Genomic DNA, 12,321 nt, shown 5'->3' on the forward strand with positions numbered 1-12,321 from the left:
GCCGTCCCCTCGAGATGCCCCACGAGGTAACCGCACGCGAAGATGTTCTCGAAGCCCTCACGCTGGGCGGGGATGCCTTGGGGGCTGAGGATCAGCACATCATGGACGCGGACGCCGTCGGCGTCGGGGACGCGGATCAGGTTGGGACACTCCCACATGTACCCAAAAGCGTCGAACCCGCCCGCCGCGTCCGGAAAGGCCAGCTCCCCCGCCAGCGTCCAGGAGAGTCGGTCGGAGGAGCGGTACACCAGGACGCAGCCGGTCTCGTCGACGCGCTGGGCCCCTACACACATGCGGTAGCTGCCGTCCGCCTCGATCGCGACCTGAGGGTCGCGGAGGTGGGCCGTGTAGCCGGGCGGCGGGCCGGCCAGGAGGGGGTTGGCTGGCGCCTTGGTGAACGTCTCCAGATCCGAGCTGGTCATCAGGCACTGGTAGCTCTCCCGCTCGCCCTGCTCACTGCGGACGTTGCCGGTGTAGTAGAAGTCCACCCCGTCTTCTCGCGGGAGGGCGCTGCCGGAGTAGACCCCGTTGCGGTCGTACCAGGCGTCGGGGACCAGTGCGACGCCGTGCTGACGCCACGAGGTGAGGTCGGCCGAACTGGCGTGCCCCCAGAAGACCTGCCGCTGCGGGTGGAAGGGCGAGAACTGATAGAAGACGTGGTGGACGCCGTCGCGCAGCACCAGGCCGTTCGGATCATTCAGGCGTCCGACCGGGGGCGCGACGTGGAACAGCGGATAGTCCGGATCCTCCTGCGCGCGGGAGCCGGCGATCGCGGCCTCGGCGCGGGCCCTCAAGTCGGTTCCCGCCGTTGGGTGTGGAATCACGCGCAGCCCCTCTTCTCGTCGCCTGGGACCCCACGCTAGCCGACCTGTCCAACGCTGGACAGAAGCGTCCGGCGCCGCGCCCCGCGATCAGGACCGACGCAGGCGGCGCACTCCCCCGCGGACCGCGTCGGTCACCTGGTGGATGCGCAGCAACGCAGCCAGCCCGAGGAACACCAGCCCGAAGCCCAGAGCGCCCAGAGCAAGGGCCACCAGGGAGCCGACGATGCCCAGGCCGAGCCACCCGATCACCACGTGCAGCAGGCCGAAGGCGGCCAGGCCCGCAGGAACCGCAGCGCCGAGCAGCCGCGCCGTCAGGCCCGCCAGCCGACGCAGGGGCAGGCCGCCGGTCTGACGCTGGGCGACGACGAGGAAGACGAGCGCAGCGACGCCGTTGCTGACCGTCTGCCCCACCGCGACCATCGTGACCCCCCAGCCGGGTGCGAGGGCGAGGATCGCCGCGGCGAAGACCACCTGGATCACGGTGACGATCCCCTGGAAGACCAGATAGGTCCGGCCGTCCTCCCGCGCGGTGGAGTAGCGCTGCTGCAGCCCCACCACCGCGTAGGCGACCAGCCCGACGCTCATCACGGCGAACGCGCTGGCGATCGCCTCGACGGAGGCGAGGTCGAGCCACGGGTTCAGGATCCGGCTGGCGGGCAGCGCCAAGGCCACGAGCAGGGCCGAGATCGGCACCATCGTGACCAGGGGCAGCGCCAGCCCCCGATCCAGATCGCCGCGGAGCGCCCCGACGTCCCCCTCCTGTACGGCACGGGTCATGCGCGGCAGCAGGGCCGTGAGGATGGAGACCGTGATGACCCCGTGCGGAACCATGAAGATCGTGAACGCCTGCTGATACACGAACAGCCCGGCGACGATCTCCCCCGCAGCCCGCGCCCGACCCGCCACCACATTGATGGCCGCCTGGGTGGCCACGCCCCCGAGTTGGGCGATCACCACGGCCACACCCATCCAGACGGCGACCTTGCCCGCAGCCCGGAACCCGTACCCGCGCAGCCGCCAGGTGGGCCGCCAGCGGTAGCCGGCGCGGGGCAGCGCGAACGCGAGCGGCAGCGCCTGCACCACGATGCCGAGCGTCGCGCTCCCGGCCAGAACGCCCACCATCAGCGGCGACCACTCCTGTGGCGGCGCTCCCCGCGTGAACAGCGCCAGGAACACTCCCATCCCGGCGATCTGGACCAGGTTGGCGAACGCGGGCGTCCACATCACCAGCCCGAACCGATCCCGCACGTTGAGCACCTGACTCAGTACGGCGTACAGGGCGTAGAAGAAGATCTGCGGCAGGCACCAGTAGGCGAACGCGACGCCGAGGGCATGGGCGGGACCGCGCAATCCCATCAGCGTCACCAGCGGATCGGCGCACGCCATCGCCACGACGGTGACGACCCCGACCAGCGCAAAGATGGCGGTCAGCAACGCGTCCGTCATCGCCTTGCCGTCGCCCTCCCGGCGCAACGCCCGGGTGAGCTGGGGCATGAGCACGGCGGTCAGGACGCCCGACTGCAGCAGCATGAAGATGGTGTTGGGCAGGGTGTTGGCGGTCTGGAAGGCGTCCGAGACCGCCCCCATGCCACCGATGCACACCCCCAGCAGGGCGTTGCGCACGATCCCGAGCGCCCGGGACACCAGGGACCCGGACGCCATCAGCGTCGCGGCCCTGCCCAGCCCGGAGGGGCGGGCCTGGGTCACGGGCGAAGCTCCGTGGCGGCCGGGCCGGGATCGGGGGCGAAGGAGAGCCCGGGGCCGGGCGCGAACGCGGCCATGGTGACCGCCTCCATGGCGGGGTCGGCGTTCCACGCCGCGCGCAACCGCTCCTTGAAGCCGCGGGCGGCCGCCTCCGGATCGGACGCATCGATGATGGCGCCCCCGACCGCGACGCGACGCGCTCCCGTGCGCAGGACGGCGTCCAGGCTCGCCTGCGTGATGCCCCCGACGGCGAACCACGGCGTCGCGGCAGGGTCGCTCGGCGGCGCCACGTCTGCGGCATGCAGCAGATGCTCGCGCCCGGGCCCGACGAGCAGGAAGCCGACCTCGGGGTCGGCCAGGGCGGCGTCGATCTCGGCGGCGGTGTTGCAGCGACGCCCGATCTGCGTCCAGCGACCCAGCAGGGCCCGGGCGCGCGCCGGATCGTGGTCGTCCTCGGACAGGCAGACCACGTCGGCCCCGCGGCCCGCCTCGCGTCCGGGACGCCCCAGGTACCCCGTCAGCCCCTGGGTCTCCTGCGCAGCGGCGCGCACGAGCGTCATCGACGCGGCTGCGGCCGGGTTCGCCTCGGCCTGCGTCTCGTCGAGCAGGACGATGTCGGCGCCGCCGGCGAAGCCCGCCGGCGCCAGCAGAGGCACCCGCGCCGACCCGGCGGGCACGATCTGGATCAGGCGAGCCAGCTTCAGTCGGGAGGCGATCCCCAGTAGCGCGGTCACCCGCTCAGCCTGCCACAATTGCGGCGGGTCGCGCCCGGGGCTGCCGCGTGCCTTGCCTACACTCGGCTTCAGGCCCGGCATGCCTTCCCTCTTCCCCGACCATGCCGCGGAGAGATGTGTTGACGACTGAACGCAGTGGTGGCCTGATCGGCCACGTGATTGACGACCGGTATCAGGTCGTCAAGAAGCTTGCCCGCGGGGGCATGGCCACGGTGTACGTCGCGCACGACATCCGGCTGTCGCGGACCGTCGCCATCAAGGTGATGAACGAGGGGCTGGGCGACACCACCGACTTCACCTCACGCTTCGACGCCGAAGCGCGCGCCGCCGCGCACCTGTCTCACCCGAACGTCGTGGCGGTCTTCGACCAGGGCACCGATGCCGGGCGTCCCTACATCGTGATGGAGTACGTGCAGGGGTTCACGCTGCGTCAGCTGATCACCCGCGAGGCCCCGATGGACCCCCGGCGGGCCATCGAGCTGATCGAGCCGGTGGCCGCGGCGCTGGCCGCCGCGCACACCGCCGGGTTGATCCACCGCGACATCAAGCCCGAGAACGTGCTGATCTCCGACCGGGGACAGGTCAAGGTGGCCGACTTCGGGCTGGCGCGCGCCGTCACCGCGCACACGTCGGCCTCCACCCAGGGGCTCGTCATCGGCACGGTCAGCTACATCGCCCCGGAGCTGGTGACCAAGGGGCACGCCGACGCGCGCTCCGACGTCTACTCGCTCGGGATCGTGCTCTACGAACTGCTGACCGGGCGCAAGCCGCACACCGGCGACAGCCCGATCCAGGTGGCCTACAGCCACGTGCACAACCAGATCACGGCGCCCTCCCTGGAGGTCTCCACGACGTGGCGGGACGGCCGCGGCGGCATCCCCCCCTACCTGGACGCACTGGTGACGACAGCGGCCAACCGCGAACGGGACAACCGCCCCGTGGACGCGGGCGTGCTGCTGAGCCATCTCCGCGCCGTCCGCGACGCCATGGCCCGCGGCGTCCTGGACGACCCCGAACTCTCCGCGCTGGTGCGCCAGACCCACGGCGCTGCCCCGTCCGCCGGGAACTCCGGCATGCCGCGGATGGGCGCGGAGCGGCAGTTCACGCCCGTGACCCCCGTCTCCCCCGCCTTCGACGTCTCCGCGGATGGGGCGCCGTTCTACCGCAACGGGCCCTCCCCCTATTCGGCGGACTCCCCCCACACCTCGACGCTGCCCGCGGTGAAAGACCAGCCACGTCGGCCGCGTCCGCGGTGGGCCCGGATCACCGCCCTGGTGGCCGTACTGGCACTGGTCGCCGGCCTCACCTGGGGCGGCTGGTATCTCCTGGAGGGCCGCTACACGAGCGCGCCCACCCTGATCCGCCTGACCCAGACCGACGCCCAAGCCGCCGCGCAGGCGGCCGAGGTATCGGTGGTGTTCGAGCGGGAGTATTCCGAGGACATCCCGGCGGGCGAGGTGATCCGCACCGATCCGGCCGCGGGCGCCCGCATGCTGCGCGACGGCGTCCTGAACGCATGGGTGTCGCGCGGACCTGAGCGGTTCGCCGTTCCGAACGTGGTGGGCACGACCCTGGACGAGGCGACAGCGCAGATCGAGGGGACCTCCCTGGCGGTGGGCAACGTGTCGCGGGAGCACAGCGACACCGTGGCCGCCAACGTCGTCATGTCCCAGGACACGAAACCCGACACGCAGGTCAAGCGCGCTGCCGCGATCGCCTTGGTGGTCTCCGACGGCCCGGCGCCGGTGGACATGGTCGACTTCACCGGGAAGAAGCTCAGCGACGCCCAGTCCTGGGCGCAGACCAACAAGATCACCCTGACCACCAGTGAGGCCAACCACGACACGGTCGCGAAGGGGTCGGTGATCTCCCAGAACCCCTCCTCCGGCGACCTGCACCGCGGCGACACGGTGACCCTCGTGATCTCCAAGGGTCCGGTCATGGTGGCCGTTCCCAGTGGGCTGCGTGGCATGAAGCGCGACGACGCCGAGGCGGAGATTCGCAAGGCGGGACTGGTGCCGAGTTTCCAGCCGTTGGTCAACGGCATGGAGCCCATCGACCGCGACGCCGGCTACCGGGTGTTCACCGTCGAGCCGGGCGAGGGCACGGTGGTCGCCCAAGGCACGACGGTGACGATCAAGGGCTACTGAGACCCGGCGGCCCGCGCCAAGCGACGTGCGGGGCGCAGGCCAGGCCGCTCTCAGGCGCCGACGGCGCCGCGCTTCCAGTACCCCATGAAGGAGATCTGGCCGCGCGGGATGCCTGCGGTGCGGGCCTCGGCTCGCAGTTCACGGACCCAGCCCGCTTCCCCGGCGATCCAGCCGTACCAGCCCGCTGCGCCGCGCGCCTCGTCCCACAGCAGATCGCCATCGTCGGTCACGTCGGTCTCCTCGCGGCCTCCGAACAACCCGACCGCACGCTCGCCGCGCTCCCGGATCCGCCACTCCACCACGACACCGTCGGGGGCCGCAATCGTGCGGGTGTCCTCGGGGTGCGGCACCTCGAGGACGATCCGGCCTCGGACGCCAGGGCCGAGGGTGCCTGCGATGTTGGCGATGGCGGGCAGCGCGGTCTCGTCGCCGGCGAGCAGCACCTCGGTGGCGTCGCCGGGATGCCAGGCGACGCCGACATCCTCATAGCCGTCGCGGCCGACCTCCGCGGCGACCAGCGCTGCAGGCGTCCCCAGCGGGGCGGTGGCCGCGAAATCCATGCCGGGGGCGGCACCGTCGGTGGGGTGAATCGCCACGTCGATGTCGACCTCGCCGGAGCCATCGCTGCCGGGCCGGACGGCGACGAGGGTGTAGGTGCGCATGGCAGGACGCCGTTCGTCGGCGATGTCCTGCCAGGCCGGGTACCAGTCCTCGACGCTGGCGCCGACCTCGGCCAGCCCTTCGGGCGAACCGACGAGCAGTTTGACGCGCTGGTCAAGCAGGATGTCGCTGCAGGTGGCCAGGTCGTCGCCGCGCAGCGTAATCCGCACGAAGCTCGGCGAGACCTCACGACGGGCAGACAGCCGCAGGGCGTAGAGGCGGTACGGGTTCATCGGTCTCCTCGTTGGGCGTACATGAGCCACCAGAACAGGGGTGCGCCCACGAGGGCGCACACGAGTCCTACCGGCAACTGGGCAGGTGCCAGGACACTGCGTCCCAGCGTGTCGGCGGCCAGCACCAGCAGGCCTCCGAGAACGACGGCCAGGGCCGCCATCCGGCGATGCTCGGGGCCGACCAGCAGCCGAGCCAGGTGCGGGGCGACGAGCCCGACGAACCCGATGACCCCCACGGCGGCGGTCGCCGCGCCGGCGAGCAGCACTGCCCCCAGGAGGGCGAGCCCGCGGACGCGTCCATGCTGGACGCCCAGCAGGCGCGGGGTGTCGGAGTCGAGCTGGACCAGGTCGAGTTCGCGGCGTCCGGCGTAGACCCCGATCCCGATCAGGGCGAGGAGCACGGCGACGGGCGGCAGGCTCTCGGCCGCGGTGCCGTAGGTGGAGCCGCCGAGCCAGGTGATGGCGCGAGACTGGTTCCACGGGTCGGTGCTGACCACCAGCAGGGTGGACAGGGCGGACGCCCCGGCAGCGAGGCCGAGTCCCACCAGCACGAGCCGGGTCGGGTCGAAGCCGCCGCGGGCGGAGAGCGTGAACAGCAGCGCGCCCGCGAGGAGGGCGCCGAGCAGGGCACCGACGGTGACCGCGCTGGTGGGCAGGTTGATCCCCGCGCGCGAACTGCCGATGATGACCACGAGCGCGCCCACGCCGGCCCCGGCGGAGATGCCGAGCAGGCCCGGATCGGCCAACGCGTTGCGGGTGACGGCCTGCGTGAGGGTCCCGGCGAGGGCGAGCGCCCCGCCCGCAAGCACCGCCGCCAGCACCCGCGGCCAGCGGGCGTCCAGCACGAACGTGATCCGCCCGGAGGCGTTCTGGGCCAGCCAGTTGCCGACGTCGCCGAGCAGCAGCCAGCCGTCGCCGGCGAGCAGGGCGAGCACGCTGGCCGCGCACAGCACGAGCACCGCCGCGAACGTGAGAGGGGCCGACCAGCGGGCGAGGCGTCCCCCGGCGATGAGAACGGCGGTGGCGTCGCTGCGTCCGGTCCGCATGCCCTGGGAGAGCGCGACGAGGAAGGCGGATCCCAGCAGCGTGGTGAGGACTCCGGTGGGGATCTGGGCGGCGTCGGCGGCCCCGATGGCTGCACGGAGGGAGACGTCGGAGAGCAGCACCAACAGCGCTCCGGTGAGCGCGGAGGCCAACACGAGGGGACGGTGACGGTGCAGGCCGGGCACACGCGCCGACAGCAGTCTCATCAGGGCGGGGGCGCACAGCCCGACGAAGCCGAGCGGCCCGGCCAGGGCGACCGACACGGCCGCCAGGAAGACGGCGACCAGGATCGCCGCCAGGCGGCTGCGGAGCACGTGGACGCCGAGGGCCCGGGCCTGGTCGTCGCCGAGTTGGAGCAGGTCGAGCCGACCGCCGAGGGCGACCATGGCCGCCAGGGCGAGGGCGATGAGCACGGCCGCCTGCCCGACCGCATCGGGCTGCGACTGGCTCAGGGATCCCGATCCCCAGGCGAACAGCCCTTGGGTCTGCTGGCTGAACACGATGAGCAGCGCGGAGGTGATCGAGGAGAGTGCCAGGGTGAGGACCGAACCACCCAGGATGAGCCGGACGGTAGATCCGCCGCCTCCGGTGAGCACGAAGGCCAGCCCGGCGGCCGCGAGACCGCCCAGGAGCGCGACGACCGCCCCGCCGAGCACGCCGGTACTGACGCCGAAAGCGGCCACGAGGGTGAGCGCCAGATAGGCGCCCGCGTTGACGGCGAGGGTGTCCGGGGAGGCCAGCGGGTTGCGGGCCACGGCTTGCAGTGCGGCGCCGGACGCTCCCAGCGCGGCCCCCACGATGAGGGCCGCGCCGAGACGGGGGATGCGGGAGGCGACGACGACAGCGCCGGTCTCCCGCGATGCGTCGCCGACCAGCCATGCGAGCAGGTCGGCGGCGCGGACGTCGGCGCTGCCCTGGGTCAGATGAACCAGGGACAGGCCGACGACCAACGCCATGCCCACGACGAACACCGTGGGCAGGCGCCCGCCCCACCGCTGAAGCGCCGGCCCTGACGCGGTGGGTGCGGTAGCTGCTGGACTCACGCGAGCTTCGCGACCAGATCGTCGATCCACTGGATCATCGACGAGGGGCCGCCGTAGATCCAGATCCGGTCGGCGGCGGGCTTGACGCGTCCCGCCTGGACGAAGGGGAGCCCTTCCCACAAGGCGTTGCCCTGCAGGGCGCCGATCGGGTCGTCGGACGCGTTCGCCCAGTACAGGACGGTGGTGTCGGCGGGGAACGTGGTCAGCCCCTCCAGGTCGAGGGAACCAAGCCCCCAGGAGGCGTCCCCGGCGTCGGTCCAGGCGTTGGTGAGCCCGACGGCCTTGGCGACGGCGCCGGGCAGGGACCCATCGCTGTGCATCCGCAGGCTCGCGGTGGCCCCGGTCACGCTGATGTAGGTGAAGATGTAGGGCGACGTGACCCCGGCGAGCTTCTGGGTGCCCTCGGCGACCTTGGCATCGAACGCCGCGAGGATCGGCGTGGCCGCGGACTCCTTGCCGAGCAGCCGGGCCGTGGTGGTGAAGTTCTCACGCATCAGATCGATCTGGCGGGACGCGTCGGCCGCCTGGAGGAGGAAGACGGGCGCGATCTTCTCGACCTGGGCGATCGCCGCCTCGGGGATCGAGCCGGTGACGCCGAGGATCAGGTCCGGCTCGGCCTTGGCGATCGACTCCAGGCTGGGCTCGGTGCGCAGTCCGACGTCGGGGGTTCCGGCGGGCAGCGTGACGGCGCTGTTCCAGGCGGTGAAGTTCGTCGGGTCGGCGACCGCGACCGGAGTGACGCCCAGGGCGAGCACGTCTTCGGTGGGCCCCCATTCCAGAGTGACGACCTTGGTGGCCGGCTGCGCGAGGGTGACGGTGACGCCGCGGGAGTCGGTGAGCCTGATGCTGCCCCCCGAGGTCGCGGATCCGGTCGGGGCGGCGGTGCGGGCGGCCTCGGTGGTGCCGCAGGCGGCGAGCACCGGTGCGGCCAGGGCGAGCCCCATAAGGGCGCGGCGGGACACGGACATGTGGTGGTTCCTCACGTGATGGGGGCCGGCCTGCGGGGTTGCAGGCCGGGCGTCGAACAGCTAGCGCGGCTCGGCTCGGCTCAGGCGATCAGGGCCTGGGGGGTGTGACGGTGACGGTCCAGACATCGGGGCAGCGGCCTGACCTGCAGGACGCCCTGGTTCTCGCGGACCTCGATCGGGACGCCGTAGGCGTGGCTGAGCCGCGCCTCGGTGAGCACCTCTCTCGGCGTGCCCGAGGCGACGATCTGGCCGTCAACGAGCAGGGCGACGTCGTCGGCGACGACGGCCGCGTGGTTGAGGTCGTGCAGCACCACCCCCACGGCGACGCCGTGGTCGTCCGCCAGTCCCCGGATGAGGTCGAGCAGGTCGGCCTGGTGACGCAGGTCGAGATGGTTGGTGGGCTCGTCCAGCAGGAGCACCGTGGTGCGTTGCGCCAGGCAGCTGGCCAGCCAGACGCGTTGGAGCTGCCCCCCGGAGAGCTCGTCGACGGGACGCTGCGCCAGGTCGGCGATGTGGGCCAGGTCGAGGGCGCGGGCGATGGCGGTGGGACCGTCGGCGTCCGTGCCGAGCCAGCGCGTCTTGTGGGGGTGACGCCCCAGAGCGACTACCTCGGCGACGGTCATGCCTACCGGGGTGGGGCGCTGCTGGGTCAGCATCGCCAGCTGGGTGGCGAACTCCTTGGCCGTCAGGGCGGCGGCGTCGATCGGGGCCGCGTCGCGGTTCGTGAGTTCCAGGCGGCCCGCCGACAGGTCGTGCAGCCGGGCCATGCCGCGCAGCAGCGTCGACTTACCGGACCCGTTCGGGCCGACGAGGGCCAGGACGCGCCCGGCCGTGACGCTGAGGGAGGCCCCCTTCACGACGCACAGCGATCCGTAGCCGAGTTCGACGTCGGCGGCGCGGAGGCTGGAACCGGATGGGTGCGTCACGGCGTCAAGGTTAGGCAAGCCTTAGCGTATTTTGCAACCTCGCTGCTTGCGTAAATGGTCACCCCGCGGCGGTCGACGCCGGGGTGCACCCCTCAGGCGCGTGCGTGAGCCACCAGGCGCGCCACAAACGCTTCGCACTGCGCGAGCTGATCCGGGTCGATGAACTCGTCCGGCTTGTGCGCTTGGGCGATGTCGCCGGGGCCGCACACCACCGCCGACATCCCGCCCCCGGCGAAGATGCCCGCCTCGGTGCCGTAGGTGACCTTGTCGGGCTGGACCTCCAGGCCCAGCTCGGTGCCCAGCAGCACGGCCGGAGCGTCGGCGGGCGTGTCGAGGCCGACGGTCTCGGCGACGATGGTGACGTCGACCTTCGCCTGGGGATGCTCGGCCTGCATCTGCGCTTCGAGCTCGTGGCAGTAGGCGACGACGGCGTCCAGGACGGCCCGGTCGTCGGTTTCGGCGATGGAGCGGAACTCCAGCGTCACGCTGGCGGTCTCCGGGACGATGTTGACGCCGTTGCCGCCCGAGAACAAGTTGACCGACCCGGTGGTGTAGGCCAGCGGGTAGGCCTCATCGTAGGGTCCCTCGGTGCGCCACGCGTCGGCTTGGTCGCGCCAGTAGCGCACCAGCAAGGCGGCGTACTCGATGGCGTTCACGCCGGAGGCGGTCAGGGAACTGTGGGCCGGGACCCCGGTGAAGGACACCTGCACCAGGTTGATCGACTTGTGGGCCCGGATCATGCGCATCGACGTGGGTTCGCCCACGAACACCACCTCGGGCAGGACCCCCAGGCCCTGCAGCGAGTCGACCAGCGGCTGGGCGCCCACGCAGCCGATCTCCTCGTCGTAGGTCAGGGCCACGTGGACGGGGGTGCGCAGCGGCTGGGCGACCAGCGCGGTGAGCGCGTTGACCGCGACGGCGTCGAAGCCCTTCATGTCGGTGACGCCGCGCCCATACAGCAGGCCGTCTCGCTCGGTGAGCGTGTAGGGGTCCGACGTCCACGCCTGCCCGTCGGTGGGGACGACGTCGCTGTGCCCGCTGAGCGCGATGCCGCCAGTGACGGTGCCGTCTGCGGCCGGAACGGTGATGAGCAGGTTCGCCTTCAGACCGTCGGGGGTCGGGAACAGGTGCGGCTCCAGTCCGAGGCTCCGGGCGTGGTCGGCCACGAGGTCGATCAAGGGCAGGTTGCTGCCCCGGCTCGTGGTGTCGATCGCGATCAGCTTCTCCAGCCAGGTCAAGACCTCAGGCGACGGTGTGCTCATGCCTCTTTCCTACCACCGCGACGGAACCGCATTCACGCCTGACCACGCCACAAGCACCGCGTAGGGTGGTCGGCATGCAGCTCACGCACCTGGGTCACGCGGCCGTGCTCGTCGAGGCGGCGGGCGCCCGCATCCTCATCGATCCGGGCAACTTCAGCACCGCGTGGCACGGACTCACCGGCCTGGACGCCGTCCTGGTGACGCATCACCACCCCGACCACATCGACCCCGAGCGCATCGCGGCGCTGCTGGCGGCCAACGCGGACGCCGTCGTCGCGGTGGAGGCCAGCGTCATCGACGCAGTCGATCTGGGCGGACGGGCCCGGGCGCTGGTCCCCGGCGACGAGTTCGACGTGGCTGGCGTCCACGTCGCGGCCGTGGGCGGGCAACACGCGATCATCCACCGCGACATCCCCCGCATCGCCAACACCGGCCTCGTGCTCAGCGCCGACGGCGAGCCCACCTTCTTCCATCCCGGCGACGCCCTCGACACGATCGTCGCGGGCGTCGACGTGGTTGCCGTGCCGATCATGGGCCCCTGGGCCGCGTTGAAGGAGCACATCGACTTCCTGCGCGAGCTGGGCGCCCCCGAGGGCTTCCCGATCCACGAGGGGCTGCTCTCGGAGCGCGGCTGGGCGCTCGCGTACTCCCGCTACAACGCCATGACGCCGACGCAGGTCCATGACCTACGGGACGGCCGCCCCTGGACACCGGCGCACTAGCTGTACTCGGCCGGGACGTTGGTAACACTGGCTGGTTGACGAGGAGGGAGA

The 12,321-nt window shown here is 71.9% G+C and carries 9 protein-coding genes and 1 pseudogene; 2 read left to right on the plus strand and 8 right to left on the minus strand.

Going from position 1 to position 12,321, the window contains the following annotated elements; all coding sequences use genetic code 11:
* The 3 genes and pseudogenes from V7E09_RS11255 to V7E09_RS11265 all read right to left on the minus strand — a co-directional run.
* Positions 1-824: pseudogene (locus V7E09_RS11255) on the minus strand (glycoside hydrolase family 32 protein); the annotation flags it as partial.
* Between the two features lie 87 nt (positions 825-911).
* The gene (murJ, locus tag V7E09_RS11260; RefSeq protein ID WP_324510592.1) at positions 912-2,531 is read right to left on the minus strand and encodes a murein biosynthesis integral membrane protein MurJ; all 1,620 of its coding nucleotides are present in this window, start codon (positions 2,529-2,531) and stop codon (positions 912-914) included.
* A complete protein-coding gene (locus V7E09_RS11265; protein ID WP_324523401.1) occupies positions 2,528-3,343 on the minus strand; it encodes a thiamine phosphate synthase in 816 nt (271 codons plus the stop codon). The genes murJ and V7E09_RS11265 overlap by 4 nt, the downstream gene beginning before the upstream one ends.
* A 74-nt stretch (positions 3,344-3,417) precedes the next feature.
* On the opposite strand from V7E09_RS11265, the gene pknB reads away from it, so the two are divergent.
* On the plus strand, positions 3,418-5,412 hold the full coding sequence (gene pknB, locus V7E09_RS11270) for a Stk1 family PASTA domain-containing Ser/Thr kinase (RefSeq protein ID WP_324510594.1): 1,995 nt from the start codon (positions 3,418-3,420) through the stop codon (positions 5,410-5,412).
* Positions 5,413-5,462: 50 nt separating this feature from the next.
* Here the strand turns inward: pknB and V7E09_RS11275 are convergent, their stop codons facing one another.
* The 5 genes from V7E09_RS11275 to argE all read right to left on the minus strand — a co-directional run bounded on the left by V7E09_RS11275 (position 5,463) and on the right by argE (position 11,548).
* Positions 5,463-6,305, minus strand: coding sequence for a siderophore-interacting protein (locus tag V7E09_RS11275; RefSeq protein WP_324510595.1), 843 nt, complete (start codon positions 6,303-6,305; stop codon positions 5,463-5,465).
* Positions 6,302-8,305, minus strand: a complete 2,004-nt coding sequence (locus tag V7E09_RS11280; RefSeq protein ID WP_324523402.1) for an iron ABC transporter permease — start codon at positions 8,303-8,305, stop codon at positions 6,302-6,304. Before V7E09_RS11280 ends, V7E09_RS11275 begins: the two co-directional genes overlap by 4 nt.
* Positions 8,306-8,388: 83 nt before the next feature.
* On the minus strand, positions 8,389-9,360 hold the full coding sequence (locus V7E09_RS11285) for an iron-siderophore ABC transporter substrate-binding protein (RefSeq protein WP_324510597.1): 972 nt from the start codon (positions 9,358-9,360) through the stop codon (positions 8,389-8,391).
* Between the two features lie 80 nt (positions 9,361-9,440).
* Positions 9,441-10,286 (minus strand): ABC transporter ATP-binding protein, encoded by an 846-nt coding sequence (locus V7E09_RS11290; RefSeq protein WP_324510598.1) that lies wholly within the window; start codon positions 10,284-10,286, stop codon positions 9,441-9,443.
* A gap of 92 nt (positions 10,287-10,378) precedes the next feature.
* Positions 10,379-11,548 (minus strand): acetylornithine deacetylase, encoded by a 1,170-nt coding sequence (argE, locus tag V7E09_RS11295; protein ID WP_324510599.1) that lies wholly within the window; start codon positions 11,546-11,548, stop codon positions 10,379-10,381.
* 74 nt (positions 11,549-11,622) lie between these two features.
* Between argE and V7E09_RS11300 the strand changes: the two genes are divergently transcribed.
* Entirely contained in the window at positions 11,623-12,270 is a 648-nt protein-coding gene (locus tag V7E09_RS11300) for an MBL fold metallo-hydrolase (RefSeq protein ID WP_324510600.1), read from the plus strand.
* The last annotated feature ends 51 nt before the right edge of the window (positions 12,271-12,321 follow it).

The organism is Propioniciclava sp. (genome assembly GCF_036744435.1).
Classification (GTDB): Bacteria; Actinomycetota; Actinomycetes; order Propionibacteriales; family Propionibacteriaceae; genus Propioniciclava.